Source organism: Schaalia hyovaginalis (genome assembly GCF_014208035.1).
GTDB classification, from domain to species: domain Bacteria; phylum Actinomycetota; class Actinomycetes; order Actinomycetales; family Actinomycetaceae; genus Pauljensenia; species Pauljensenia hyovaginalis.
In genome coordinates, this window is sequence record NZ_JACHMK010000001.1 from 996,937 (window position 1) to 1,023,028 (window position 26,092).

A 26,092-nucleotide genomic window follows, 5' to 3' on the forward strand; every position below is an offset into this window, starting at 1 on the left:
ATTGCCCGTGGTGACCCGCCCCCATTACCCGTGGTGACCCGCCGTCGGCGGTGACGAGGCCCGTGCGCGGCGGCTAGGCCGACGCCGCCCCCTCGGCCTCGGCGATCCGCGCGATCTCCTCGGGCCCGAACAGCGCCGAATCCACGAGGACGACGGAGGCGCCCTCGAGCCAGGCGCGCAGGCACTCGCCGATCACCTGCGGCGGGGCGGAGGGGCCCTCGCTCCGGTCCACCGTGATCAGGCGCCTCCCCGTCCTGGTCGAAGCGGCGTCGGCCCCCGCATCGCGTCCGTCGCGCGCCCCGCGCTGCGCCCGGGCGTCCGCGGATCCGCATGCGCGCACGACCTCCTCGAGAGAGGGGGCGGACGGCGGGGGAGCGACCTCCAGGGCATCCGATTGGGCCATCGTCTCCGCAAGGGCGTCCAGGGCCCCGGCGGGCAGGGGGGAGCCCGTCCAGGAGAAGGAGAGGTACTCGCGGGACTGGGCGAGAACCCAGGCGCCCGCTCCGATGGCCTCGAGCGCAGATTCGTCGATCGCGGCGGTGAGGAGCAGATCCGAGGGGCCGGGCTCCTCCTCGGCCCCCAGGGGGGTCCACCCCATCGCGCGCAGGGGGACGCCCCACACGAGCTGCGCCCAGAGCTCGTGGGAGATCCGGAAGGCGCCGGGCGCCCCCGCGGGATCGGCTCCGGAGAAGAGGTCGGCTCCGAGTTCATTGCCGAGGAGATTCGCGATCTTGGCGAACCAGCGGGCCACGACCGCGCCGTTGAGCTCGACGCGCTCCGTCGAATACACGGTAAGCAGGGGAGACGGTCGATTCGTGATCTGAGTGACGAATTCCGACAGGTCGGTCATGCTCGGAAGAATAGCCGCGCGCCCTCTGATCGGCGATTGCAAAGACTTTCTCATTTACTCCTTCCGGCTTGACTTAGGCGTATGACACGCGTGTAATTCTCATATCGATGCACGAATTGTGAGGAGACGGCGCGGTGTGGAACATCCTGGGCGACGGCCCGATCGCATGGTCGGGAGCCGACGACGCCGACCTCTTCGCCCTCGTCGACGGTCCCCTCGCGTGGCAGCAGCATGCTCTGTGCGCGCAGACGGATCCCGAAGCCTTCTTCCCTGAAAAAGGCGGGTCCACGCGCGAAGCCAAGGCGGTCTGCCAATCCTGCGAGGTCCGCGAGGAGTGCCTCGAATACGCGCTGGCCAACGATGAGCGCTTCGGCATCTGGGGCGGGCTCTCCGAAAGGGAGCGGCGCCGGATTCGTCGCATGGCGGGCTGAGCCATCTGGTGAAGCCCCGGATCCTCGCCTTCATCGTCGCACGCGATTCCGATTCGGCATCGCGTGTCCTCGAGGCTTCTCGCGAGCAGACGCTCGCACCCGATGAGATCCTCATCCTCGACTGCTCCGGGTCCGCTTCTCCCGGCGCGCCCGCGGCGGCGCGCATCGACGGAGCAGATCCCCCCGTGCGCACCATCGCGACCCCCGGTGCGAAGAACCTCGGCGACGCGCTCAACACCGCAGTGCGCGCGGTCGACCCCGGCCTCCTGTCCGCCCGCTGGTGGTGGATCCTTCACGACGACTCCGAGCCCGAGGCGACCTGCCTGGAGAGGCTGTGGGAAGTCGCCGACCTCGGTCGCACGATCGCGGCCGCGGGCCCCAAGCAGCTCGACGCGCGGGGCGTGAGGATCCTCGAGGTCGGCATCGAGGCGACGGCGAGCGCGCGCCGCCTCGAATCGATCCTCCCCGGCGAGATCGACCAGGGCCAGTACGACGGCCGCAGCGATGTCCTCGGAATCGGCACCGCGGGAATGCTGGTCGACCCCGGGGCCTGGGAGGCGGTGGGAGGCTTCGATCCCGCCCTCGGCCCCTTCGGCGACGGCCTCGACTTCTCGCGCCGCCTGCACCGCGCGGGCTTCCGCGTCGTCGTGGTCCCCGGGGCCAGGATCCGGCACGCCAGGGCCTCCCTGGTCCCGCGCGGCCCCGCTTCACCCCCCGCCGAGGGCGCGAGCCGGGGAGCCGGCCCCGACTCGGCGGTGCGAGCGCGCACTCCCAAGGGCGATCCGGCGGACCCGAGCTTCGGCGCCAGGCGCTTCGCCCAGCTGTACAACTGGGCGAAGGCGGCGCCCTCGGCCCTCATGCCCCTCCTCATGGCGTGGCTGCTCCTCTGGACGCCCCTGCGGGCCCTCGCGCGCCTCCTGAGCGGTCGCGGGCGCCTCTTCCTGCCCGAGATCGCGGCCTGGCTCCGCCTCATCCGTTTCACCCCTCATCTGCTCGTCGAGCGCTTGCGCATGCGGCGGATCGCGCGGGTTCCCCGCTCCGCGCTGCACCCCCTCGAAGTCCGGGGCAAACGCCTGCGCGCCCTCAAGAAGGATCTCAAGCGCGCCGATGATTCCTCCGAGGACCTCGACGATCCGATCGTCGTGAGGGCCAGGGCCTCCTACGCCGCCCGCAACGCCTGGGTGCTCATCGCCACTCTCATCCTCGCCTCCGCCCTCGCCTTCCTGCGCTGGTGGGGGATCGGCCCGACCCTCGCGGGAGGAGCCTGGGCCGCCGCCCCGACGGCGCCCGCAGACCTGTGGCACGCGGCCTTCTCATGGTGGATCGCAGGAGGAGACGGCCTCGCCGGCGCCCCCGACCCCTTCCTCCTCCCGATCGCCCTCGTCCTCGTCCCCCTCGGGCTCGCAAGCGTCCCCATGAACGCGGTGCTGGCATGGATCCTCGTCCTCGCCATCCCCGCGGCCGCGGGGACCGCCTGGGTGTTCGCATGCCGTCTCACGCGCAGTCCGGGCCTTCGAAGCGCGACGGCCCTGACCTGGGCGGCGCTGCCCGCACTCGGACTCAGCCTCGAGCAGGGCAGGCTCGCCCCGGCCCTCTTCCACGTCCTGCTCCCCCTCGCCGCCGGCGTCTGGGCGGGCCTCGCGGCACCGGCGATCCCGCTGCGCCTGCGCGGCGCTTTCGGCACCGTCGCCTTCGAACCGGGGCAGCGCTCGGGCCGCCTCGCGCGCTTCGCGATCCTCTCCGCAGCCCTCGTCGCCTGCGTCCCCTGGGCCTTCCTCCTCGTGCTCGTCGCCGTCATCGTCCTCCTGCGGCGGGGCGGGGGCCGACTCGCCCTCCTCGTCCTCATCCCCTCCTTAGTGCTCCTCGCGCCCTTCGCCGTCGATGCGGTGACGAGCCCCGGATCCTGGCGCGCCCTCGCGACCGTCGCGGGCCCCGACGCCGCGACGATGATGGCGCGCTCGTGGGAGGTGCTCCTCGGGCTCCCCGTCCTCGAATCGGACCCGCTCCGCCTGATCCTGCAGGCGATCCCGATGGTCGCCCTCCTCATCTCGGCCTGCCTCCTCATGCCGCGGGCGCTCAGGGCGAAGACGGACTCCGCGCGCCTCGCCTCCGCCCCCGCATTCGTCGCCCTCGCCGCCCTCTTCCTCCTCCTCGCGGCCGTCGTGCGCCGCGTGGACGCGGGAGTCGTCGACTCGCAGGTGACCACGGCGTGGATCTCGCCGATGCTCTCACTTGCCGCCCTCGCTCTCATGACGGCGGGACTCCTCGCCGTTCCCACCCTGCCGGAGATCGGGGCGCCCGGGATGCGCCGCGCCGGCCGCTTCGGCGCACTGCTCGCCCTGTGCGCCCTGGCGGCCGGGGCGACCCCCCTCATCGACCGCGTCGGGGCCGCCTCCGCCCCCTCGGACGCGAGCGCCCCCCTCTCCCGAGGCGTCCACGCCTCCGCGCCCCTGATCGCCGCCGTGAGCGAGCAGGGGCAGATCTCCTCGCGTCAGGCCCGCGTCCTCGTCCTCGACGCCGACGAGGGCCTCGCCCGCCTCGACATCGCCCTGTGGCGCGGAGCCGGTCCCTCCCTCACCGACTCCACCCCCCTCTCCCGGGCCCGTGCGCTCGTCGGCGGCACGGAGGCCGATCCCGCCACCGCCGCTCTCGAAAGCGCCGCCCTCGCCCTCGTCGTCTACCCGGACGAGGACGTCGTCGCCGACATCGCCGCGCACGGAGTCGATACGGTCCTGGTCCCCGCGGATTCACCGGGACTGCCCCTCATCGCCGGAGGCCTCGATCGCGCCGTCGGCCTCGAACGCATCGGCCAGACCGATGCCGGGATCGTCTGGCGGGTCCGACCGCGAGGAACCGCCCCCTCGCGCGTCCGCATCGACGCCCAGGGCGGGCCGGAGCCCGTCGACTCGACGGCCGAGGGCGTCCGAGTCGAACTGGACGGGCAGGCGCAGGGCACGCTCGTCCTCGCCGAACGCGCCGATGCCGGATGGCGGGCGAGCCTCAACGGCGTCGAACTCGCCCCCACCACAGTCGACGGCTGGGCCCAGGGATTCACCGATCTCGGCCCGGGGACGCTCGTCGTCTCCTACGCCCGCGCCCGGACGCTCACCTGGCAGATCGCCGTCCTGCTCGTCCTCGCTCTGACGGCCCTCGCCGCGATCCCCTGGAGGTCCGGCAAATGAGACCCGCACGCATCATCCCCCTCGGGCTCGTGCTCCTCGGAACCGTCTTCCTCGGCGCGGCCGCCCTGACGGACGCCGTCCTGCCCGCGGAACCCGTTCGAGAGGCGCCCGCCGCCCTCGTCGAAGCGAACGCGAGGAGCGTCGCGCTGGCCTGCCCCACCGGCACCATCGACCCCTTCGACACGACCCGGCGGGCCTTAGCGGGGATCTGGTCGTCCACGGGACTCGACGCCGGCCATAACGCGCCGGAGACCCTCACCGCCCAAGCCGGAGGGGGAGAGGCGCTGACCATCCCGAGCGCGATGATCCTCGCGGGCCAGGGGGGCGGCGACCTCCTCGGCCTCACGACCACCGGCTGCGCCGTCCCCTCACTCGACCAATGGCTCGCGATCGGTCCGACCACCGTCGGATCCGATGCCGTCCTGCTCCTGTCCAACCCGACGCCGACCCCCTCCCAGGTGACCATCGAGGGTTACGGGGCCCTGGGGCCCCTCGGCGAGGCGGGCCAGGCCGTCACCGTGCCCGCGAACTCCTCCGTGGCGCTCCTGCCCGCCGGATGGTTCGCAGACGAGGAAAGGCTCGTCCTGCGCGTCCGCGCCGACGGCGCAGGCGTCGCAGCCTTCGCGCAGGTATCGAAGATGGACGGGGAGATCCCCAAGGGGACGACCTGGATCCCCTCGACGACGCCGCTCAAGAGCACGACGATCCTCGGCGTCGGCGGCGAAGACTCCTCTTCGCTCCTCGTCGCGGTTCCCGGCGAGGAGCCCGCCGCCCTGTCGATCACCCTGCTCACCCCCTCGGGCCCCCGGGCCCTCGAGGGCGGGGACGTGAGGATCGACGCCAAGGGAGTGCTCTCGATCCCCCTGACCGGCGCCTCGACGGACGCGATCGGGATCCGCATCGACTCCGACCAGGCGATCGTCGCGACCGCGATCCAGACCCGGATCGCCGCCGCCTGGCCCGGGTCGCAGGAGCGGCGGGAGGTGATCTCCTCGCTCGTTCCCGCATCCGCGGTCATGACGGCCGATCTGCCCGGCCTGGCCTCCTTGCGCTCGCTGGTCGATGAGCAGCTCCTGGCCGAACCGCTGCGCGCCACCTCCATCGCCACCCCCTCCGGGAGCGGGAGCGTCGACGCTTCCCTGCTCATCGCGAACCCGGCGCCCGAGGGCGGGGCGCCCGTCGCCGTGAGCCTCGGATCCGAGCGCCTCGACCTTGCAGCAGGCGCTTCGGCGCTGATCCGGCTCGGTGAAGAGGGCGCCCGGCTCCGCGCCGACGGCCCCGTCCGGGCCGCGCTCCTCATCAGCGTCGAAACCCCCTCGGGCGCACTGCACTCCGCCTGGCCGATCGGCACCGCGGGGCTCGTCGCGCGCGAAGCCGAGGTCCGACTGGGCCCGTGAGGCCCTACCTCAAGGCGTCGTCGATCTCGTCGGGGCCGAGCGCGATGACGTGCGAAATGCGCTCGACGAGGACGCGCCGCACCGCCTCCGCGTAATCCCCGCCCTCGGAACGCAGCACGATCGGCAAGCGGTAGACCACGATCCGATCGGAAAGGCCGCGGCGCCGATCCGCGAAGAACACGCGGGCGAGCACTTCGGAATGATCCTCCCACGGGGCCGGATCGGAGGGCGGGACGTCCTCGGTGGCGAACTCGATCCGCGCAACCGCCGGCCACCTGCGCGTCAACTCATCGACGATCGTCCCCACGAGCTCGTCGAAGGCCTCCCGGCGGGTCCGCCATGCGGGAGTGCCCGGGAAGAAGAGGGGGCCTCGGGGGCCGCGGCCGTGACGGTCGCGCGCGGGACGATGAATAGCAAGGGGCACCCGCCCAGCCTAGCGAGGTGACGCACCGAACGCTCAATCGCAAGGCGCGCCCGCCGTGCCGTACTCTGGTCCAGTGATTTCGGCCAGACACTGCTCCAAGCCCGGGTGCCAGCGCCCCGGCGTTGCGACGCTCACCTACGACTACTCCGACTCGACGGTCGTCCTGGGACCCCTCGCAACGGTCGCCGAACCCAATGCCTACGATCTCTGCGACATTCACGCCCAGCAGCTCACCGCGCCGAAGGGATGGCAGGTCGTCCGGCTCCAAACGCATTTCGAGCCTGCCGCTCCCACGGGCGACGACCTGCTCGCCCTCGTCGACGCCGTGAGACGCGCGGCCAGCGAAACCCCCGAAACCGACAAGGCGGCCCGTCCGGCCGCGCAAGCGGCTCCCCAGCCGGGCCGGGCCGGGGAGCCCGAGCGGGGGCCCTTCGCCCCCACCCGGGCGCGGGCCGCCGAAGACAACCCCCTCGATCCCGAGTCGGCCTTCGCGAAGCGGCGCGCCCGCTTCCGGGTCATCGACGCCGAAGGGCCGGAATCGCAGGACTAGGAGCCCATCGGGGAGCGGCCGGCCGCACTCGCCCGCGCAGCCGCGAGGACAGGGGCCAGGCCCTCGGTCCGCATCCTCTCGTCGGTGTACATGAGCACCGTGCACGCCACTTGAACCGGGATCGCGATGCCCGCGAGCACCACCGTCAAGCCGCTGGCCGCGCCGTCGAACACCGGGGAGTTCAGGAGCATCATGATGCTCGTCATCACCCCGGTGACCGCCCCGACCAGGACGCCGACAAGGGTGTTGACCACCAGGATCATCAGGAGGTAGCGCCCGAGCAGGCGGGCGAAAGCGCCCCTGGTCAACGCCCACGATCGTGAGATCGACTCCACGGGCCCGCGCTCCTCCAGGACGCAGGCGATCGGCGCGAAGAACAGCCGGACGGCGAGGGCGACGAGCGCGGCGAAGGACACGGCGATGATGACGAGGCACACGAGAGCGAGCATGATCATCCAGGCGAAGACGGAGCCCTCGAACTCAGGGGCCAGGGCCAGGACCCCGAAGACTGCCGTCAGGATGAGCACGGTCATGAGCGCGACGAAGGCGAAGGACAGCAGGCAGATGAGGAGGGTCGTCCCCAGCAGGGGCGCGAGGCGCGGCCGCAGCCGGTCCCAGGTCTCGCGCGCCGTCGGCCTGCGACCGATCACCGCATCGGCGACCGCGAGCGACAGCATCCCGGTGAGCAGGACGGACGCGAGGATCGAGAGGATGAGGGTGAGTGCGAAGAAGGACAGGGAGGGGACGAGGACGCCGCTGAGACCCCCGAGGAGATCGGCGCCGCTCGAAACGACGAACGCGTGCTCGACGAGGCGGAGCGCCCGGGACACGCCCGCGACCTGAATGCCCGTTGCCGCCCCGACGAGGGCCATCACGCAGGCGGTCAGGCCGAGATGGAGCAGCGGGTTGGCGCGAATCGCGTTCAGCGTGCCCGAGAAGATATCCGCGATCGACAGGGGGCGGAGCGGAATGATCCCCGAGGATTCCGGCTCCCCCGCCTCGGGAGAGGCCGAGGGCGTCCAGCCGAAAGAGGCCCCCGGAGGCACCGCCGGCCCCCAGCCCGGCGCCCCCTCGACGTGATACGAGTCGTTCAGCGGGTGGATCTGCGGATCGGTCACGACAGTCCTTCCTGGTCCGGGTCGCCCTCAGTCTTGCGCATGGGCAGCGGGGTGTCCACGGGGAGCGGCCCGGGGCTTCCCGCCTCTGGGTCGGACAAGTCCGCGAGTCTGCCCCCGCGATCACGCAATTCGTGACACTATCGTGACATGAATTCGCGGATCCTCGTCGTCGACGACGATGCGGCGCTCGCCGAGATGATCGGAATCGTCCTCGGGGCTGAGGGCTTCGCCGTCGACACCTGCCCGGACGGCTCCCTCGCCCTCGACGCCTTCCATCGGAGCACGCCCGATCTCGTTCTGCTCGACCTCATGCTGCCCGGACTCGACGGCATCGAGGTGTGCCGCCTCATCCGACGTGAATCCGACGTTCCGATCGTCATGCTCACGGCCCGTTCGGATACGGCGGACGTGGTCGCGGGCCTCGAAGCGGGCGCGGACGACTACGTGCCCAAGCCCTTCAAGCCGAAGGAGCTCATCGCGCGCATCCGAGCCCGTCTGCGCGGCCGCGAGGAATCGGGGGACGCGCGCCTCGTCCTCGGCGACCTCGTGATCGACGTGCCCGGGCACGCCGTCCATCGGGGCCCGGAGCCGATCGCCCTCACGCCCCTCGAATTCGATCTGCTCGTGGCCCTCGGCAGCGCGCCCTGGAAGGTCTTCACCCGCGAAGAGCTGCTCGAGAGGGTGTGGGGCTACAGGCACGCGGCCGACACACGACTCGTGAACGTCCACGTCCAAAGGCTCCGCTCGAAGATCGAACGGGATCCGGAGAACCCCGAGATCGTCGTCACCGTCAGGGGCGTCGGGTACCGTGCGGGAACAGGGGCCTGAATCGGGAGGGCGCGCGCGCTCGGTCCCGTCACGGCGCCTGCTCGCCCCGCTCGTCGGCGCGTGGAAGCGCTCCCGCGTCGGAGCCCGCCTCCTCTCATCGAAGCCCGCCTCCGCCGTGCGCAGGTCCTTGTCCATCCGCTCGGCCCTCGCGGTCACCGCCGCCGCGCTGGCGCTCATGTCGGTCTTCGCGCTCACCGTCTCGGCGCAACTGCGCACCTCCGCATTCGAATCCCGCAAGGACCTGGTCCTCGACGACGCGGCGGTCCGATTCTCCTCGGCCCGGCAGACATTCGATCAATCGACGGCGAGCACCCCCGATCAGGTTCAGGAAACGGCCCGACAGGTCGTCGAATCGATCCGCTCCTCGGCCGCGGGCGCGGGCGCCGTCTCAGTCGCACTCCTCCGCTCGCCCGATTCCCTCACCTCCTTCCGCATCAACCAGATCGTCGACGCCGACGTCCTCGACCTCATCGACCGCACCATGAGGCAAGCTGTCCGCGACTCCGGCTCCGCGCAATGGCAGTCCGTCTCGATCCGCCTCAGCGACTCCTCCGGGGCCCCCGGGATCCTCGTCGGGATGGAGGTCGAAATCCCCAGGGCCGGCCCGCACGAGCTCTACATCGTCTACTCCCTCGCCTCGGACCAGCGCCAGGTCGACATGGCGATGCGGGTCCTCCTCGTCGCGGCGATCCCCATCGTCCTCGGCCTCCCGCTCGCCGTGTTCTGGATGCTCTACAAATTCCTCCTCCCGGTGCGCCGCACGGCCGACGCCGCCAAGCACCTCGCCTCGGGGGACCTCGACGCGCGAGTCGACGTCCACGGCGAAGACGAGATGGCGGACCTGTCCCGCGCCTTCAACGACATGGCGGCCTCCCTGCAGGACAAGATCGAGGAATACGACGAACTCTCCCAACTCCAGCAGCGCTTCGTCTCGGACGTGTCGCACGAACTGCGCACGCCGCTGACGACGATCCGCATGGCCGACTCGATCATCTGGGACAATCGCGAATCGCTCCCGGCTGCCGCGAAGCGCTCGGCGGAACTCCTCCACGAGCAGACCGACCGCATGGACTCGCTCTTCACCGATCTTCTCGAGATCTCCCGCTACGACGCGAGATCGGCCGATCTCGCCGCGGAGCTCACCGATCTGCGCGCCGTCGTCGCGAAGGTCGTGAAGGCCAACGCCGAACTCGCCCAGCGACTGGGGGTCGAAGTGACGGTCCGCGAGCCCGATCACCGCTGCGCCGCATCCATCGATGCGCGTCGGATCGAACGCGTCCTGAGGAACCTCCTCGTGAACGCCCTCGAGTTCGCCGACCGGACCAGCGTCGACATCACCATCGCCCAGAACGAGGAGGCGGTCGCCGTGCGCGTGCGCGACCACGGGGTCGGCATGACCGAGGAGACGGCGGCCCGCGTCTTCGACCGCTTCTACCGGGCCGACGCCTCGCGCAAGCGCACCACGGGCGGCACGGGCCTGGGCCTGTCGATCGCCGCCGAGGACGTCGCACTGCACGGGGGGATCCTGACGGCTCGGGGAGAGCCCGGCAACGGCTCCTCCTTCCTCATGACGATCCCGAAAGAACCCGGGGCCCCCATCGGACCGGGGCCGCTCGGCCTGTGGGAGGACGCATGAAACGCCTCCTCGCCCTCGCCCTCGCCCTCCTGCTCCTCACGGGGTGCACCTCCCTGCCGGACGCCTCCGCCCCGCAGCCCTTCGACGTGTCGATCCCCGATTCCGCGCCGATCCAACTCGCGGCGGACGGTCCGTCCCCCGACTCCGATCCGAGCACCCTCGTCACGGACTTCCTCCTCGCATGCGCCGCGGGCGCGAACGACGATTTCGCCACGGCGCGCCTCTTCCTCACCTCGGGGAGCGCCCAGGAATGGAATCCGGCGGAGCAAGTCCTCATCTACGACACGGCGACGCGCCCCCTCGTCAAGAGCGGGGCGGAGGACGGGGACCGCGTCTCAGTGACCGTCAGCGCCCAGGGCGTGGCCTCCGTCGACGCCAACGGCATCCTGACGCGCAGCACCGACTCCCAGATCACCGCGAGCCTCGCCCTCGTCAAGGAGAACGGGCAGTGGCGGATCGACGCCCCCGAGAACGCCTACATCATCTCCCAGGCCTCCTTCAGCGCCTCGTACGAGTTGACGAACCTCTACTTCCCCGCAACGACGGGGGACGCCCTCGTCCCCGATCCGCGCTGGTACCCGTCGAGGCGCCTGTCCACGCACCTCCTCAAGGGCCTCGTCGGCGGGCCCGAGAAGGGGATCTCCCAGGCGGTCACCAACGCGATCCCCGGTGGGACGACCATCCCCTCCCAGGGGATCGAGGTGCGCGAAGGAGTCGCCAGCGTCTCCCTAGAAGCGCCCGTCCCCGAGAGCTCCACGGCCCGATCCCTCCTCCACTGGCAGATCGCGCGCACCCTGGCCCAGGACGCCTCGATCTCCGCGGTGGAACTGAAGGTCTCGGGGATCGACCTCAGCGACTCGCCCCTGCCCGAGGGACCCGCCTTCTCCCTCGACACGCGAGTCGGGCTCAATGAGAGCGCGATCGGCACGATTTCGGCGATGACGGTGGTCCCCCTCAACCTCGCCGAACAGCCTCTCGAGGGGGCGGGCTCCCCGGCGATGTCCCCGGTCACTCACGACCTCGTCGCGTGGCGGCACGAGGGCGAGCTGCGCATCGAAAAAGGCGGGGCGGAACCCGAGAGCGCCCGGGTGGCGCACCAGTCCTCGGGAGCGCCCTCGATCGACCGATTCGGCTACGTCTGGGCCGCAGCGTCGGCGGGAGCGATCGCCGCGCGCTCGGACGGGTCGGTCATCGAAGTCCCCGTTGAAGGGGGCGAGGACGTCCCCGTCCGCTCGGTCGCGATCTCGCCCGACGGGGCGAGGGCCCTCATCGTCCGCGAGGGCGAAGAAGGCGGCGCGCTGTGGATCGGCGCCGTCCTGCGGGATACCGAGGGGGCGCCCCGCAGCATCGTCGGACTCGAGTCGGGCGGCTCCTACGCGACGGGCGTGATCGACGCGGCCTGGACGGACGGCACCTCCTTCGTGGTCGCCGTCGCCCGCGCGGATGAGGCTCGCGGAGGCGGGAGCGGCCTCATCGACGTCGACCTGGGGGGATTCGGATCGGCGATCTCCACCCCCGAGGACATCGTTTCGCTGAGCGCCGGCTCATCGGCGATGAATCTGTGCATGCTCGACTCGCGCGGGGGAGTCCACTGCCGATCCGGGGCGCTCTGGCAGGACGTGCCCGCGACCTTCAAGGAGATCCGCTTCCCCGGATGAGCAGGACCCGGCGCCTTCATCCAGGGGCGTCGGGATCGCCGGCCCGTCCACAGGCGCCCCCGCCCCGCGCCGCCCAGGACGCATCCCGGTGCGAGCATCGGGGCATGACCGCGACGCTCCTCAGGGCCGCTCAGGGGCTCCTGTGGCCGACCCAGTGCTTCGGCTGCGGGGCCTGGGACGAAGTCGTGTGCCCCGCCTGCGCGGCGCTCGCCAGGAGGCCGCCCGTCGTCGGCCTCCTCGAGGACGCGCCCCGGGCGGGCGAGTCGATCCCCCTCATCGCCTCCGGCGCGTACGAGGGCGAGCTCCGCTCGATCCTGCTCGCGGCGAAGCACTCGCCCGCGTTCGACGGGAGTGCCTTCCTCGAGGAAGCCGGTTTCACCCTCGGCCGCGCGCTCGCGGGCATCGTCGCCCTCCGGGAGGGGGAGGATCCCCGCTCGGGCGAGCCGTGGTGGGTCGTTCCCGCGCCTCCGAGCTGGAAACGCCGGCTGGCGGGGACTCGGGTGACGGACGTGCTCGCGCGCGGCGTCGCGCGCGGCCTCGCCTGCGCGAGCGGCGCCCGCGTCCTCGTCGTCGATGCGATCGCCGTGAGGATCGGCGCCCATTCGCAGGCCGGCAGGGGAGGGGCGGCGCGAAGACGGGGGCGCGAGGGGATCATGCGGGCCCGAGTCCGCCTGCCCGATCCGGGCAGGATCATCCTCGTCGACGACGTCATCACGACCGGTGCGACTCTGAGGGAGCTTACGCGGGTGTGCGCAGGAGCCCGGGCCGGGGCCGTTCTCGCGCAGGCGGGGGCGGGTCGCAGCAGGTGAAAGGAATGCGCATCCTATGACGCGCATCACGTTCTGGGGTAGACTCCTCCCATAGCCACCGCGCGGGAGGCGGTGAAGACGAAAACCGCTCCCCGCGCGATCGGAGGAGGTGATAGCTCAGATCACGGCCCGAAGCGGCGATGCGTTCGGGCATTCGATTCGCGGGCGAAGGAGCCCGCCGACTTCCTCTGGAGGAAACATGGACATCACTGTCGTCGCGCGCAATGCGGAGATCCACCCGAACTTCCGCGCCTACGTCGAAGAGAAGGTCTCGAAAGTCACCCAGTTCTACCCCCGCGCTCAGCGGGTGGACGTCGAACTCACCCACGAGCGGAACCCCCGCCAAGCCGACACCGCGGAGCGCATTGAGCTGACCGTCTACGGCAAGGGGCCGATCATCCGCGCTGAAGCGGAGTCCGCCGACCGCTACGCAGCCGTTGACATCGCTGCGGGCAAGCTCTTCGAACGTCTGCGCCGCATGCGCGACCGCGACAAGGATCACCGTCGGCGCTACCCCCGCGACATCGAGGACGTCGAACTCCTCGAAGAGGTCGCCCTCGACGGCGGGGCCCCCGAAGAGGCCCCTCCCGCCCCCGCGTCGCTGCGCTCCGCAGAAGACCTCAAGGTCGGCGAAGCCCGCGAGGAACAGCTCGGGGACTCGCCGATCATCGTGCGGCAGAAGGTCCATGAAGCCGAACCCATGAGCGTCGACGAGGCCCTCGACCAGATGGAGATGGTCGGGCACCCCTTCTTCCTCTTCATCGACAAGGAGACGATGCAGCCCTGCGTCGTCTACCACCGCCACGGCTGGACCTACGGCGTCCTCAGGCTCAACACGACGATCAAGGCCTGAACCCCTCGTCCGCTGAGCCCAAGGGCCCGCCGGAGCGCTCTCCGGCGGGCCCTTGAGTGCGGGGATCCCCCTCCTCGCCTCCGGAAGTTAGGCGAATGAGACGAGTCGCGCCCGCGTCAGGTCGAGTCCGGGCCGCGAACTCCGTAAACTGAACGGGTGCGCGCCACGCGCACGGGGCCCTCGCCCCGATTCAACCCACAGGAGTCCTCGTGTCCTTCATCGACAAGATCCTTCGCGCAGGCGAGGGACGCACCCTCAAGAAGCTCGACCAGCTCGCCAGTCAGGTCGACGCCCTTCAAGAGGATTTCGAAGCGCTGAGCGACGCGGAGCTCCAGGCGAAGACGGAGGAGTTCAAGGCCCGCCTCGCCGAAGGCGAGACCCTGGACGACCTGCTCGTCGAGGCCTTCGCCACCGTGAGGGAGGCCGCGTGGCGTATCCTCCACATGAGGCCCTTCCACGTGCAGGTCATGGGCGGGATCGCCCTGCACCAGGGCAACATCGCGGAGATGAAGACCGGTGAGGGCAAGACCCTCGTCGCGACCATGCCGGCCTATCTGCGGGCTCTGACCGGCAAGGGCGTCCACGTCGTCACGGTCAACGATTACCTCGCCAAGTACCAGTCCGACATCATGGCGCGCGTCTACACCTTCCTCGGTCTGACCACCGGCTGCGTCCTCGTCGGCCAGCGCCCCGACGAGCGCCGCAAGCAGTACGAAGCCGATATCACCTATGGGACGAACAACGAGTTCGGCTTCGACTACCTGCGCGACAACATGGCCCAGCGCGTCGAGGACATGGTCCAGCGCGGCCACAACTACGTGATCGTCGACGAGGTCGACTCGATCCTCATCGACGAGGCCCGCACCCCGCTCATCATCTCCGGCCCTGCATCGGGCGACGTCAACCGCTGGTACGTGGAATTCGCGCGCATCGCGAAGCTCCTCACCCGCGACGTCGACTACGAGGTCGACGAGAAGAAGAAGACGATCGGCGTACTCGAGCCCGGCATCGACGCGGTGGAGGACCAGCTCGGCGTGGAGAACCTGTACGAGGCGGCGAACACCCCGCTCATCGGCTTCCTCAACAACGCGATCAAGGCGAAGGAGCTCTTCCACATCGACAAGGACTACATCGTCGATCAGGGGGAGGTGCTCATCGTCGATGAGCACACCGGCCGCGTCCTGCCGGGGCGCCGCTACAACGACGGCATGCACCAGGCCATCGAGGCGAAGGAGGGGGTGGAGATCAAGGCCGAGAACCAGACCCTCGCCACGATCACGCTCCAGAACTACTTCCGCCTCTACCCCGAGGGCTCGCGCGCGGGCATGACGGGCACCGCGGAGACCGAGGCGGCGGAATTCGCTTCGACCTACAAGATCGGCGTCATCCCGATCCCGACGAACAAGCCGATGATCCGCGTCGATCAGCCCGACTTCGTCTTCCCGACCGAACGGGGCAAGCTCAACGCGATCATCGAGGACATCGCCGAGCGGCACGCGAAGGGCCAGCCGATCCTCGTCGGCACCGCCTCCGTCGAGAAGTCCGAGCTCCTCTCGCAGCTGCTCAAGGAGAAGCGGATCCCCCACCAGGTGCTCAATGCGAAGCAGCACGCCCGTGAAGCGGCCGTCGTCGCGATGGCGGGCCGCAAGGGCGCCGTGACCGTTGCGACGAACATGGCCGGGCGCGGCACCGACATCATGCTCGGCGGCAACTCCGAGTTCATCGCGCAGGCGAACCTCGCCGCCCAGGGGCTCGATCCGAAGGAGAACCCCGAGGAGTACCGCGCCGCCTGGCCCCTCGCCCTCGCCGAGGCCGATGCCGCGGTTGAAGCCGAGCGCGAGGAGGTCCGTGAACTCGGCGGGCTCTACGTCCTCGGCTCCGAGCGCCACGAGTCCCGGCGCATCGACAATCAGCTGAGGGGCCGGTCCGGCCGTCAGGGCGATCCGGGTGAATCCCGCTTCTACCTGTCGATGGAAGACGACCTCATGCGCCTGTTCAACTCGGGCATGGCGCAGCGGATCATGGCCTCGGGCGCCTACCCCGAGGATCTCCCGTTGGAGAACCGCCTGGTCTCGCGTTCGATCCAGTCCGCGCAGCATCAGGTCGAGGCGCGCAACTTCGAGATCCGCAAGAACGTCCTCAAGTACGACGACGTGATGACCGGTCAGCGCGAGCTCGTGTACGAGGAGCGCCGAAGGGTCCTCGAGGGCGAGGATCTCGAACCGCAGATGAAGTCCTTCATGGAGACGCTGATCGCGGGGATCGTCGACGAGAAGACCGGCGGCCTGTCCCCGCGCGAGTGGGATCTCGACGTCATCTGGGACACGCTGCGCGCGTACTACCCGCCCTCGGTCTCCTACGCCGAGGTCGAGGCCGAGCACGGCGGTCGGGGCTCCCTCGTCCGCGATGACCTCATCACGGAGCTCGTCGGCGACATTCACGCCGTGTACGAGGACGCGGAGGACGCCCTGAAGGAGAACCCCCTGGCGCTCGCCCAGCTCGGCGAGGACCCGATGCGCAACCTCGAGCGCCGCGTGGTCATCGCGACGGTGGATCGCCTCTGGCGCGAGCACCTCTACGAGATGGACTATCTCAAGGAGGGCATCGGCCTGCGCGCGATGGGCCAGCGCGACCCCCTGGTCGAATACAAGGACGAGGGCGCGAAGATGTTCCAGGCGATGATGGAGCGCATTCGCGAGGAGTCCGTTCAGCAGGTCTTCGCATTCGCCAAGCAGTTCGACAAGGCGCTCGAGCAGGCCCGGGACAAGGGCCTCTTCGATCAGGGGGCGCAGACCGCGCCCGAAGCCTCGGATTCCCCCTCCCTCGACGCTGTCGCCGCGGCTGAGGCCGCGGCTGAGGCGAAGGCCGCCGAGAAGGCCGTGCAGGCCGCCAAGCACGCCGAGCAGCGGGCGCGAACGGCTCGCGCCGCCTCCGTCATGGGCGACCTCGGCCAGGCGAGGACGACCGCGGCCCTGCGCTACTCCTCCTCCGAGGGCGAGGCCTCGGCTCAGGGCGCTCCTGCTGCTTCGCAGGGGTCGTCGAACCGTGAGCAGCGTCGTGCGGCGGCGAAGAAGGCGCGGAAGCGGCGTTGAGCATCTTCGTGAACGCGCGCGGCGGCGCGGCGCGCTAGGCGATTTCGAGGGCGGTGGTCATCCATCGCCCTCGAAACGCCTCGAGGCGCAGAGCGACGGCGTAGGAGCGCTGCGGGCCGCGCACCACGACCGCGGACTCCGCGACGCCCGGTGCGATTTCATCGCTCCGCCAGGCCGAGGGGAAGCAGGAGCGCCGTGAACGCCCCGTCGAGGCCGAGTCGAGGCGGAGGTGCTTGAGCGCCGCGTACAGGGAGGGCATCATCCAGCGTTCCAGCTGGCGCCTGTCGCGCATCCCGAGCAGGGACTCGACGATCGCCCGGGCGAGGCCCGCCGACCACGTCGACGCGTCCGGGACGTCGGGGTCGAGCCGACCGCCCTCGGATCGGGAGTCGAGCCACAGCCTCATGTCGGCGAGCTCGGTCGCGGAGACGTCCTGGGTCATGTCCCAGCGGAAGGTGCGCCTGGTCTGAGTGAAGCGATCGAGGGATCGCGCGCGGGAAGGGCCGCTCATTTCGACTCCTGGGGAAGAAGAAGGGTCTGTCCGGGGCGGATGAGATTCGGGTCGGAACCGATGGCATCGGCATTGAGCGCGTAGATCGCGCGCCAGGTCTCGTCGATCGTCGCCGCGTTGGCCCCGGGAGGCAGCTGGGCGCGCGCGATCTCCCACAGGCTGTCGCCGGGCAAGACGATGCGGGTGGGCGCGGCGGGGGATCCCTCTTCGGAGTCGGGGGATCCCTCCTCGGGGTTGAGGGCGCCCCGCCCGGCCGTGGGACGCCGTTCGTCCGTGGGCCTCCCCTCGCCCCCGGAGGGCGCCGGGGGAGTGCGCGTCCCCGACGGGGCAGGGGCAGATGCGGGGGCGGAATCCGGGCGCGCAGCGGGGGCGGCGCTCGACTGCGAGCCGGCGCTCATCTCGGAGTCGTGCGCTGCCCCGGAGTCGCGGGCCCGAGCGTCTGCGGAGTCGCTCGCCTCCCAGATCCACGTGAGTGATGCGGGATCCGCAGGCGCCGGCTCCTTCCGGGGCTCCGCGCCAGCTGCGCCCATCCCCAGGCCCAGGGCGCTCGCCCCGATCGCTGAAGAGGCGAGGGAGCGGGAGATGATCCTTCGGGCCCGTCCGGTTCCGCATGCCCTCGCCGCCCTCAGGAGGCCCCTTCGGGCGCGCTCGGGAAGCGCATGCGCCTGGGACAGCAGGGCCGCGATCGCCCACAGCGCATTCCAGGCCAGGACGACCGCTCCGACGAGCGCCAGGAGGAACGCGAGGGCGAGCTCGGGGCGGGCATAGGAGATCAGGGGCCGGACCCAGTGCGCCCCGAGGAGGAGGACTGCGGCTCCGGCGCCCCCGAGCACCGCGGTCGCGGCGGCGATCCTCAGGTCGCGAGATCGATCAGTCGGCATCATATCGCCTCTTTTGCTGCATTAACGTATCGGAACGAATCGGTTCGTATCACTTAGTGTGAATCAGGATTCGTCGACTGTCAATAGCCGCCCGGAAGGTCTTCTCAGTGGCACTCTGTACCCGTGGACCTCGACCTCTTCCTGCGCTCCCTAGAATCCGAGTTCGACGCGCGACGGCGCGCCGATGCCGATGCCCTGGTCGATGAACTCGCGCAGGCCGAGCGCGTCGCCCTCGCCCTCGCCGATCGGATCGCCGCGCGCGAAGGCGAGGCCCTGCGCGTCATCGTGCGCGGAGGCGAACCCCTCGAAGGCCTGCTCGTGCGCGCGCGGAAGGGCTGGATCCTCCTTCGCGACGATCTCGGGGACGCGCTGATCCCCCTGAGCGCGATCGTCGCGGCGAGCCCCCTCGGGATGAGCGCGGACTGCTCGCGCGCGACCGCGGGCATCGCGATCTCCTCCGTCCTGCGCGCGCTCGCGAACGAGAGGATGCCGGTCGTCGTCGACCACGACGCCGGACGCCACGCGGGAGTGATCCTAGGCGTCTTCGCCGATCACTTCGACATGGAGGCCAACGCCCCCGAGACCGTCATCGACTCGCGCGATCGGAGTCCGGGCGGCCGCTTCGGCCTCGCCCACAGCGGGATCAGGTACGTGCGGACCGCGGGGGTGAGGAGCTACATCGACATGTGAGCCCGCGAGACGGGCCCGTCTCTCAGACCGAGAGGTTCTCCTCGATCCGTGAGCGCGTCGCGGCGTACTGGTCCTCGATGTACTTCTCGAGAGCGGACTCCTCGACGCGCCACACCTTCTTGCCGCCCACCTGAATCGCGGGCAGCTCCCCCGAGGAGACGAGCGAACGAGTCGCCGACATCGTGAGGTTCAGCGTCTCGGCGACATCGGCCAGGGTGAGGAATCGAGGGCTCATGATCCGATTATCCCACTTCGTCGAAGTCCGCGCCGTATGGGCGCGTTGGGTGTGGATGGTGCGCGTTCGCCCCGATCGAGCCTACCGGGAATTCACGTTGTGGAATGTCGGCGCGAGGCGCGCATTTCGATCAATATTGACCCCGTGAGAACTCGAAGAAGCGTTCTGCGCGTATCCGCACCGCGCCGACTGCGGCGCGACCCGCGATTCCTCGGCGGCATTGCACTGATCGCCCTGTCCGTTCTCGCCTGCGCATGGCTCGTCGCCGATGCGCGCGCCGGCGAGGCCGTGTACCGGACGACGAGGGCGATCGCGATCGGCGAGAGGCTCGACGAAACGAACATCGAGATCGTCGACGCCCGGACCGAATCGAGCGCCTACGTCCTCGAGGGCGCCTTGCCCGACGGCGCCCTCGCCGCGCACTCGATGGGGGCTCAGGAGCTCCTCGCGGAATCGGCGGTCACCACGGAAGCGGATTCGCGCACGCGCAGACTCGTCATCGCGGTCGCCGAGGGCCTGCCCTCGAGCGCCTCACCCGGGGATGCGCTCGAGCTGTGGTCCCTGCCGGTCGATGAGCGTCACGAGGAGGGGCGCCCCGGATCCGTCAGGATCGCCGCCTCCGTCACACTCGTGAAGATCCTCGAGTCCGACTCGTCATTGACGAGGAGCGCTTCGAGGATCGAAGTCCTCGTCGAATCCTCGGATCTGCCGAATGTGCTCGACGCCATGAGCGGTCGGGGAGTCCTCGCAGCCGTGCCGATCGGTCCGGCATGAGCCCGCGGCACTCCGTGGCCCTCCTCGCCGATCCCGAGGACGAGGGCCGCATCGTTCAAGCCGTCGACGCGCGGGCCGATCTGAAGGTGGTGCGCAGATGCGCGGACCTTCCCGAAGTCCGAGCGGCAGTACGGGCCGGAATCGCCGACCTCGTCGTTCTTCGCGCGGCCGAGCCCGACCTCGACGCCCTCGTGATCGAAGAGCTCCGCATCGGCGGAGCCGGTGTCGTCCTGCTCGTCGATGCGTCGACTCGGGCGCAGGCGCGCAGCCTGGGAGCCGACGCGCTCGCGCTAAAGGACGACGCCGAAGGGATCGTCGAGGCGCTGGAGGCCCGCATTCGCGGTGGGATCGGCCTGGTGACGAGTGATTCCATGCCGCCCGACCCCTTCGAAGAAGCCGCATGCCCGGCGCGCGACCTCGGCTCTGACGCCGGACTCGGCCCTGATGCCCCGCCTTCGGACAAGGCCGGGACGGAAGGGCCGCAGGGGAGGATCGTGGCCGTATGGGGAACCTCGGGCGCGCCGGGGCGCTCAACGCTCGCCCTCGGAATCGCTCACGCGCTCGCCGAAGACTCTCCGACGATCCTCATCGACGGCGATCTGAGGAATCCCTCCCTCGCGCACATGGCCGGGATCCCCGTCGATTCCTCCGGCATCGCCGCGCTTTCCCGCGCCGCCCTGCGCGGGGCCCTCGACGGCCTCGGCCTCGAGGGCGCGCTGACCCCCTATACGGATCATCTTTCGATACTCACCGGATTGACCACCCCTCACAGGTGGAGGGAGGTCGGGCCCGCCGCCCTCGACGCGATCGTCACGGCGGCCGCGCGCATGAGCCCCTGGGTGGTCGTCGATCTCGCGGCGGTGAGCCTCGACGAAGTGGCCGATGAGACCCGGCAGATCGGCGACCGGGACGACACGACCGCCGCGATCCTTCGGCGGGCCGACGAGATCCTCTGCGTGGCGAGGGCGGACGTCCTCGGGATCTCACGTCTCGCGCACGCTCTCGCGTGGTTCGAGGAACTGGGCGCCTCGGCGCAGCCGCGCATCGTGATCAACAGGGTCGACTCGGCGGCGACGGGTCCCAGGCCCTCCGGCGCGATCGGGGCGGCGCTGCAGGCGATCATCCCGGGGCGCAGCGCGCACCTGATCCCCGAGGACGCAATGGTCGCGAAGGGGCTCCTCAAAGGGCGCAGCGTTGTCGCGGCCTCTCCGAAGTCCCCCGCGGCGCAGGCGCTGTCCGATGCGGCGCGAAGCCTCGGAGGGGCGGGGGCGCGTGCTCCGCGGGGAACACGTCGTGGCCGGCGTGTGAAACACTAGGGGCATGCGCGTCTACCTTCCGCTCCTCCCTTCTGAACTCCTCGACGACTCCCCCCGTCCGCGCAGCGGCTTCACCGTCGTTGCGCCGGCTGACTGCGATCGTGAGGGCGTGGAGGTCCTCGAGGACGATGCCCAGACCGAGGCGGCCCTTCTCGCGCTCTCGCTCATGCGTGAAGAGGAGGGCGAGAGGCCGCTGCGCATGGTGGTCGCCCAGGACGTCAACGCGCCGCAGCCGAAGGGGGAGGGGGTCGTGGAGGCCGGCGACTTCGCGATCGTCTGGGATGCGGTCGCCGCGATCCTCTCCGATGAGCCTGAGGCTGCGCCTGCCGTACGACGAGTCCTCGACGCCGAGGAGCAGGATGAGGCGGACGCCGCCGTCGCCGATCTCTGGGAGTTCTCCCTCGGCTGGTACGACGTCTCCGAGCGTGAATCGATGGCTCGCTTCATCGCCCGGTCCCTCTCCTGAGCGGATCCTCTTCTGACCGCTCCCCCTCCTGATCAGCCCTTCTCCTGAGCGGGTCCGTTCCCGACCCGGCCGGCGCCCTCACACCCGCAGGGCGAGCGTCGATCCGCGCTCCCCCTTCCGGAAGACGCGGATCTGGTCGGGGATCTGACGGGCCATCTCATCGACGTGGCTGATCACGCCGACCGTGCGCCCGGAATCGCGCAGGGCGTGCAACTGGGCCATGACGAGGTCGAGCGTCGCCGAATCGAGGGAGCCGAATCCCTCGTCGATGAACATCGTCCGCAGTTCGATGCCGCCCGCTTGGGACGCGACGACGTCCGCGAGGCCGAGGGCGAGCGCGAGCGAGGTGTAGAAGGTCTCGCCGCCCGACAGGGTCCGTGTCGCGCGCTCCTCCTCCGTCTCGTGGTCGAGGATCTTGAGCCCCAATCCCAGGCGCCTCGAACTCGTGCCGTCGTCCGCAGCGCCGATCAATTCGTAGCGCCCCGCGGAGATCGCGAGGAGGCGCGGATTCGCCGCCGCGAGAACCTCTTCGAGGCGGGAGATGAGGACCCAGGAGGCGAGCGGCGTCGCCATGAGATTCTCCTTGGAGGAGGCGTCCGCGATGCCCGCGAGACGCCGGATAGGGCCGGCCTCGGCGCGCGCGGCCTCGAGGTCGGCGCGCGCGGCCAGGAACTCGTCCAGGGCGCGCTGAGCGGAATCGGCGGCCTCCGAGAGCTTGCCGAACTCGATGCTCACCCGTTCCTGCAGGCCGCGCGCCTCGGCGAGCGCCGCTTGAAGGGGCGCCGTGTCCACGGGCTCCGCGTCGCGGATGTTTTGCAGCGGCTCGGAGGCGAGGGCCTCGCGGACCGCAGCGGATTCGGCCTCGAAGTTCGAGATCAGCGCTTCGAGCTCGGTGAGGCGTGGGGGATCGAGGACCCTGCTCCTGGCCTCGGCCCGGCCCTCCTCGGAATCGGCGAGGCCCAAAGACTCAAGAACGCGGGCCGCATCAGCCCTCGCGGTATCGCGCGCCTCGGCGCTGCGCGACCATTCGTCGATGGCCCCGTTCGCGCCTTCGAGCTGAGCGAGCACTCCCGACAGTCCCTCGTCGAGATCGCTGAGCGAGTCGAATCCCTCGTGAGCGGCGGCGCACCTCGCGGCGTCCTCGTCGATGCCCTCGCGGAGCGCCTGAAGGCGCGTGCGCTCTTCGACGAGGAGCTCGCTCACCGCTGAGAGCTCGGGGCGCAGCTTCTCGACCGCGTCGCGCCGGGATGCGAGCTCCTCGGCGATGCTGCTCAGACGCTCATCGATCGCGTTCAGACGCGCGGAGTCGGCCTCGGCGTCCGCCGCGAGTCGCGCGAGTTCCTCGGCCGGCGCTCCCGCGCGTTCCGAGGCCGATGCGGCTTCGCTCCTCGCCTCGGCCTCGCGGCGATTCGCTTCGCCGAGTGCGGCGTCCGCCTCATCGCGCGCATGGTCCAGGGCCTTGAGATCGGCTCTGGTGAGCAGCGCCGTGTCGATGGGGGCCGCGGGCGCCGGATGCGCAGTCGAACCGCAGACGGGACAGGCCTCGCCGTCTTCGAGCTCGGCGGCGAGCACGGCGCCCGTCTGCCGGAGCCAGGCCTCGTGGGCCTCGTGGGCGCGCGCCGCGGCCTCGCGAGAGGCGGTGCGGGCGGCGGCGCTACCCGCAGCGCATTCTTCTACGCGCTCGAGCAGGCCGGGGAGTGATTCCGCCGCCTGCACGCGCGGGGCGAGGCTCTTGAGGCGTTCGGGGGCGCCTTCAAGGCTCGTGCGCTCGAGTCGAAGGGCGCGCTCCCGGGCCTCGAGTTCAGCGAGCACCAGGGGGATCGATTCGAGTCCTTCGGCGATGCGGCGCCTCTCCTCTTCGCGTTTCACGATCAGCGCATCGAGTTCATCCGCCTGATCGCGGCGTGCGGCGAGCCCGGCTTCGAGTCCGAGGAGCTCGCGGATCGCGCTGCGGCGCTCGGTCCTTCGCAGGGATGACTCCCGTATCGTCCGACGCGCCGACTCCGCCCATGGGGCATCGGGAGCGCCCTCGGGAAGAAGCACCTCGGGGGCGAGGCGATGCGTTGCTTCGATCGCCTCGTCAAGAGCGGCGGCCGAACTCGCATGGCGCTCGCGGGCCCTCTCCTCGGCATCGAGCAGGGGCATGATCGGGGCGGCTGAACGCGAATGCGCGAGCGCCGCCCTCGCCGCGTTGACCCGCTCCGTCCTGCTCTCAAGCGCCTCCTTCTTCACCTCGAGCTCGGCGCGCCGGACGATCAGGGCGTTGAGGGCCTCAGCCGCACTGAGTGCGCCGCGGGCCCCGTCGAGGCGCTCCTGGGCTCGGGGGAGCTCGGCCCGCGCCGCGGCTTCGCGCTCCCTCGCGGATCGCGCGACGCCGGCGGCCGCCCGGCGTGAGGGCTCGCCGTCCTGGGCGAGGGCGAGGCCGGCCTCAGGGGGCGCATCGTCCTCACCGCCCCCGGCCTGGGACATCACGTGGAGGAAGGCGTTGAGGCAGCGCGCTTCCGCATCGGCGACCAGGGCCTTCGAATTGCTTCCGGCGGCGACGAGATCGCGCTGCAGCTCCCTGTAGATGCGCGTGTCGAAGATATCGGAGAGCACCGCTTCACGGTCCTTCGAGGAGGCCGTCAAGAATTCTGCGAACTTCCCCTGGGGGAGGACCACCGTCTGGAGGAACTGCTCCTTGCTCAAGCCGACGAGGTCGCGAATCGCGGGGTCCACCTGGCGTGCACCGCGCTCGACGGCCCCGACCGTGCGGAAGCCGTCCTGCGCGTCCGGATCCTCCACGACCCTGACGAGGGTCACGGGCTCATTTCTGGGGCTCTTGCGGCCCTTCGGAATGTAGGAGGGGAAGCGGCGCACCTGATAGATCCCCGAGGAGACCTCGAAGACGAGATCGACCTCGGAGTGCACGCTGGGCGCCGCGAGATCGGAGCGCAGCCGGTCCTTGGAGGAATCCTTCAGACGCGCGACGTCGCCGTACAGGGCGAAGGTGATCGCATCGATGAGCGTCGACTTGCCGGCCCCCGTGGGCCCTTCCAGGAGGAAGAGGCCCGAATCGTCGAAAGCGGTGAAATCGATGACTTCAGTGCCGGCGAAGGGGCCGATCGCGGTGAAGGCGAGGCGGTGGAGCTTCACTTGGTCCTCCCGATGCGGATGCGGGCCCACATGCCGTCGAGAACGGCGGCCTCTTCATCGTTGAGCGCACGCCCGCCGACCGTCGCGAAGAACTCGGAGGCGACCTCGGAGGGCTCCCGGTCGCTGCGAGCGGCTCGGGGGGCGCTCTGGGGATCGGCGGAGCCGAGGTGCTGGATGACGAGCGCATGGGGGTACACCTCGCGCAGACGCGCGATCATGTTCTCCGGCCGGGCGGCGTCGAGCACGCTGATCGAGCAGTAGGCGCGAGGCGCTTGAGGATCGGGGGAGGCCAGGAGGTCGTCCATGAATCCTTGGAGGCGGACGACCGGGCGATGCGCGCGAAGGGTGATGAGCTCGGGGGTCACGGGCGCGGAGCCTGTGTCGATGAGGACCATCGACTTGTCCGCGCCCGCCTCCGAGAACGAATAGGCGATCGGCGAGCCGGAGAAGCGGATCGGCATGGAGGCCCCGCGGATCTCCTGAGGACGATGGAGGTGACCCGCCGCGACGTAGACGACCCCGAGGTCGACGGGCTCCTCGCCGCCGAGGGCGTCGAAGACGGCCGCGGGGACCGCGCATGCCCCGCCGACCTCGATGTCGCGCTCGGAATCCGAAGCGGTCCCCCCGGTGAGGAATGCGTGGACCATGAGGACCGCGGGCCGGGCATCGCCGAGGCCGCGACGCCGCACGAGATCGCATCGGACCCTGCGCAGGGCCGCGGACACGACCGCCTCGTGGGAGCGCGGGAGCGGATCGGGCCGCTCCGATTCCGAGGACGGAGGATCGGCCAGGACATGGCGGACCAGGTCGGGTTCGAGATAGGGGATCGGGTAGACGAGGCAGCCGTCGTCCGGGTCCCCGCATTCGACCGCCGTGCCGATCGTCTCGGGGTCGGTCACGACGACGAGACGATCCGACAATAGCTTCGCGAAGAGCCCGAGCCTGGCCGGGCCGTCATGATTCCCCGAGGTGATGATGACCCTGGCACGCCCGGTGAGGCGCTCGAGAAGGGCGTTCGTCTGCGAGATCGCCTCCACGGGAGGGACCGCGCGATCGAAGAGATCGCCGCTGATGAGCACGAGGTCGACCGCGCGCTCCTCGACGGCTTCGAGCAGCTGGGCGAAGAAGGCGTCAACGGATCGGGCGAGGTCGGCGCCGTGGAGGGTCCGACCGATGTGCCAATCCGAAGTGTGGAGAATCCGCATGCCCCAAGTGTCGCCCAAGCCATGGGCATTTGCCGCACCGCGCATGCGCCG

General features: G+C 70.5%; 22 protein-coding genes. 14 read left to right on the plus strand and 8 right to left on the minus strand.

Annotated features, from left to right (window positions below; genetic code table 11):
• Positions 1 to 73: 73 nt before the first annotated feature.
• Positions 74 to 850, minus strand: a complete 777-nt coding sequence (locus HD592_RS04260) for a hypothetical protein (RefSeq protein ID WP_184452161.1) — start codon at positions 848 to 850, stop codon at positions 74 to 76.
• A gap of 161 nt (positions 851 to 1,011) precedes the next feature.
• On the opposite strand from HD592_RS04260, the gene HD592_RS04265 reads away from it, so the two are divergent.
• The 3 genes from HD592_RS04265 to HD592_RS04275 are packed head-to-tail and all read left to right on the plus strand — an operon-like array spanning position 1,012 to position 5,860.
• Positions 1,012 to 1,281 (plus strand): WhiB family transcriptional regulator, encoded by a 270-nt coding sequence (locus HD592_RS04265; RefSeq protein WP_407822405.1) that lies wholly within the window; start codon positions 1,012 to 1,014, stop codon positions 1,279 to 1,281.
• A gap of 8 nt (positions 1,282 to 1,289) precedes the next feature.
• A complete protein-coding gene (locus tag HD592_RS04270) occupies positions 1,290 to 4,463 on the plus strand; it encodes a glycosyltransferase (RefSeq protein ID WP_184452165.1) in 3,174 nt (1,057 codons plus the stop codon).
• Positions 4,460 to 5,860, plus strand: coding sequence for a DUF5719 family protein (locus tag HD592_RS04275; RefSeq protein ID WP_184452167.1), 1,401 nt, complete (start codon positions 4,460 to 4,462; stop codon positions 5,858 to 5,860). Before HD592_RS04270 ends, HD592_RS04275 begins: the two co-directional genes overlap by 4 nt.
• Before the next feature lie 4 nt (positions 5,861 to 5,864).
• Here HD592_RS04275 and HD592_RS04280 read toward each other — a convergent pair whose 3' ends face one another.
• Positions 5,865 to 6,284: a metallopeptidase family protein gene (locus HD592_RS04280; RefSeq protein WP_184452169.1), complete on the minus strand. Its 420-nt coding sequence runs from the start codon at positions 6,282 to 6,284 to the stop codon at positions 5,865 to 5,867.
• 73 nt (positions 6,285 to 6,357) lie between these two features.
• Here HD592_RS04280 and HD592_RS04285 point away from each other — a divergent pair, with 73 nt between their 5' ends.
• Positions 6,358 to 6,834 (plus strand): DUF3499 domain-containing protein, encoded by a 477-nt coding sequence (locus tag HD592_RS04285; RefSeq protein ID WP_184452171.1) that lies wholly within the window; start codon positions 6,358 to 6,360, stop codon positions 6,832 to 6,834.
• Here HD592_RS04285 and HD592_RS04290 read toward each other — a convergent pair.
• Positions 6,831 to 7,952 (minus strand): DUF7847 domain-containing protein, encoded by a 1,122-nt coding sequence (locus HD592_RS04290; RefSeq protein ID WP_184452173.1) that lies wholly within the window; start codon positions 7,950 to 7,952, stop codon positions 6,831 to 6,833. The two genes, HD592_RS04285 and HD592_RS04290, sit on opposite strands and share 4 nt — an antisense overlap.
• Positions 7,953 to 8,099: 147 nt before the next feature.
• Between HD592_RS04290 and mtrA the strand changes: the two genes are divergently transcribed.
• From mtrA to secA, 6 genes are all read left to right on the plus strand, one after another.
• Positions 8,100 to 8,780, plus strand: coding sequence for an MtrAB system response regulator MtrA (gene mtrA / locus HD592_RS04295; protein WP_184452175.1), 681 nt, complete (start codon positions 8,100 to 8,102; stop codon positions 8,778 to 8,780).
• On the plus strand, positions 8,761 to 10,416 hold the full coding sequence (mtrB, locus tag HD592_RS04300; protein ID WP_407822402.1) for an MtrAB system histidine kinase MtrB: 1,656 nt from the start codon (positions 8,761 to 8,763) through the stop codon (positions 10,414 to 10,416). The genes mtrA and mtrB overlap by 20 nt, the downstream gene beginning before the upstream one ends.
• On the plus strand, positions 10,413 to 12,074 hold the full coding sequence (locus tag HD592_RS04305) for an LpqB family beta-propeller domain-containing protein (protein ID WP_184452177.1): 1,662 nt from the start codon (positions 10,413 to 10,415) through the stop codon (positions 12,072 to 12,074). Before mtrB ends, HD592_RS04305 begins: the two co-directional genes overlap by 4 nt.
• 104 nt (positions 12,075 to 12,178) lie before the next feature.
• Positions 12,179 to 12,883 carry a ComF family protein gene (locus tag HD592_RS04310; RefSeq protein ID WP_184452179.1) on the plus strand — a complete coding sequence of 235 codons (705 nt, stop codon included), beginning with the start codon at positions 12,179 to 12,181 and terminating at the stop codon, positions 12,881 to 12,883.
• A gap of 199 nt (positions 12,884 to 13,082) precedes the next feature.
• Positions 13,083 to 13,736 (plus strand): ribosome hibernation-promoting factor, HPF/YfiA family, encoded by a 654-nt coding sequence (hpf, locus tag HD592_RS04315; RefSeq protein WP_184452181.1) that lies wholly within the window; start codon positions 13,083 to 13,085, stop codon positions 13,734 to 13,736.
• A 209-nt stretch (positions 13,737 to 13,945) separates the two neighbouring features.
• Positions 13,946 to 16,828 carry a preprotein translocase subunit SecA gene (gene secA / locus HD592_RS04320; RefSeq protein ID WP_184452183.1) on the plus strand — a complete coding sequence of 961 codons (2,883 nt, stop codon included), beginning with the start codon at positions 13,946 to 13,948 and terminating at the stop codon, positions 16,826 to 16,828.
• Between the two features lie 34 nt (positions 16,829 to 16,862).
• Here secA and HD592_RS04325 read toward each other — a convergent pair whose 3' ends face one another.
• Positions 16,863 to 17,339: an Rv3235 family protein gene (locus HD592_RS04325; protein WP_184452185.1), complete on the minus strand. Its 477-nt coding sequence runs from the start codon at positions 17,337 to 17,339 to the stop codon at positions 16,863 to 16,865.
• Complete coding sequence (locus tag HD592_RS04330) at positions 17,336 to 18,223, minus strand: LysM peptidoglycan-binding domain-containing protein (RefSeq protein ID WP_184452187.1); 888 nt, start codon at positions 18,221 to 18,223, stop codon at positions 17,336 to 17,338. Before HD592_RS04330 ends, HD592_RS04325 begins: the two co-directional genes overlap by 4 nt.
• 120 nt (positions 18,224 to 18,343) lie before the next feature.
• On the opposite strand from HD592_RS04330, the gene HD592_RS04335 reads away from it, so the two are divergent.
• Positions 18,344 to 18,910: a hypothetical protein gene (locus tag HD592_RS04335; RefSeq protein WP_184452189.1), complete on the plus strand. Its 567-nt coding sequence runs from the start codon at positions 18,344 to 18,346 to the stop codon at positions 18,908 to 18,910.
• Positions 18,911 to 18,932: 22 nt separating this feature from the next.
• On the opposite strand, the gene HD592_RS04340 is transcribed toward HD592_RS04335, so the two are convergent.
• A complete protein-coding gene (locus HD592_RS04340) occupies positions 18,933 to 19,145 on the minus strand; it encodes a helix-turn-helix domain-containing protein (RefSeq protein WP_154478262.1) in 213 nt (70 codons plus the stop codon).
• 144 nt (positions 19,146 to 19,289) lie between these two features.
• Between HD592_RS04340 and HD592_RS04345 the strand changes: the two genes are divergently transcribed.
• From HD592_RS04345 to HD592_RS04355, 3 genes are read left to right on the plus strand one after another with little or no spacing between them, the layout of a single operon-like run.
• Entirely contained in the window at positions 19,290 to 19,919 is a 630-nt protein-coding gene (locus HD592_RS04345; protein WP_184452191.1) for a hypothetical protein, read from the plus strand.
• Entirely contained in the window at positions 19,916 to 21,235 is a 1,320-nt protein-coding gene (locus tag HD592_RS04350; protein ID WP_184452193.1) for a CpaE/TadZ family protein, read from the plus strand. Before HD592_RS04345 ends, HD592_RS04350 begins: the two co-directional genes overlap by 4 nt.
• 4 nt (positions 21,236 to 21,239) lie before the next feature.
• On the plus strand, positions 21,240 to 21,701 hold the full coding sequence (locus HD592_RS04355) for a DUF6912 family protein (protein WP_184452195.1): 462 nt from the start codon (positions 21,240 to 21,242) through the stop codon (positions 21,699 to 21,701).
• 78 nt (positions 21,702 to 21,779) lie between these two features.
• On the opposite strand, the gene HD592_RS12470 is transcribed toward HD592_RS04355, so the two are convergent.
• Both HD592_RS12470 and HD592_RS04365 read right to left on the minus strand, forming a co-directional pair.
• A complete protein-coding gene (locus HD592_RS12470; protein WP_184452197.1) occupies positions 21,780 to 24,836 on the minus strand; it encodes an AAA family ATPase in 3,057 nt (1,018 codons plus the stop codon).
• A complete protein-coding gene (locus HD592_RS04365) occupies positions 24,833 to 26,041 on the minus strand; it encodes an exonuclease SbcCD subunit D (RefSeq protein WP_184452199.1) in 1,209 nt (402 codons plus the stop codon). The genes HD592_RS12470 and HD592_RS04365 overlap by 4 nt, the downstream gene beginning before the upstream one ends.
• Positions 26,042 to 26,092 lie beyond the last annotated feature (51 nt).

Excerpts from the sequence above, each read along its gene's own strand:
- HD592_RS04260 (WP_184452161.1), bottom strand. The coding sequence starts at position 850 with ATGACCGACCTGTCGGAATTCGTCACTCAGATCACGAATCGACCGTCT.
- HD592_RS04275 (WP_184452167.1), top strand. The coding sequence starts at position 4,460 with ATGAGACCCGCACGCATCATCCCCCTCGGGCTCGTGCTCCTCGGAACC.
- mtrA (WP_184452175.1), top strand. The coding sequence starts at position 8,100 with ATGAATTCGCGGATCCTCGTCGTCGACGACGATGCGGCGCTCGCCGAG.
- HD592_RS04305 (WP_184452177.1), top strand. The coding sequence starts at position 10,413 with ATGAAACGCCTCCTCGCCCTCGCCCTCGCCCTCCTGCTCCTCACGGGG.
- HD592_RS04310 (WP_184452179.1), top strand. The coding sequence starts at position 12,179 with ATGACCGCGACGCTCCTCAGGGCCGCTCAGGGGCTCCTGTGGCCGACC.
- hpf (WP_184452181.1), top strand. The coding sequence starts at position 13,083 with ATGGACATCACTGTCGTCGCGCGCAATGCGGAGATCCACCCGAACTTC.
- HD592_RS04325 (WP_184452185.1), bottom strand. The coding sequence starts at position 17,339 with ATGAGCGGCCCTTCCCGCGCGCGATCCCTCGATCGCTTCACTCAGACC.
- HD592_RS04330 (WP_184452187.1), bottom strand. The coding sequence starts at position 18,223 with ATGATGCCGACTGATCGATCTCGCGACCTGAGGATCGCCGCCGCGACC.
- HD592_RS04340 (WP_154478262.1), bottom strand. The coding sequence starts at position 19,145 with ATGAGCCCTCGATTCCTCACCCTGGCCGATGTCGCCGAGACGCTGAAC.
- HD592_RS04350 (WP_184452193.1), top strand. The coding sequence starts at position 19,916 with ATGAGCCCGCGGCACTCCGTGGCCCTCCTCGCCGATCCCGAGGACGAG.
- HD592_RS04355 (WP_184452195.1), top strand. The coding sequence starts at position 21,240 with ATGCGCGTCTACCTTCCGCTCCTCCCTTCTGAACTCCTCGACGACTCC.
- HD592_RS04365 (WP_184452199.1), bottom strand. The coding sequence starts at position 26,041 with ATGCGGATTCTCCACACTTCGGATTGGCACATCGGTCGGACCCTCCAC.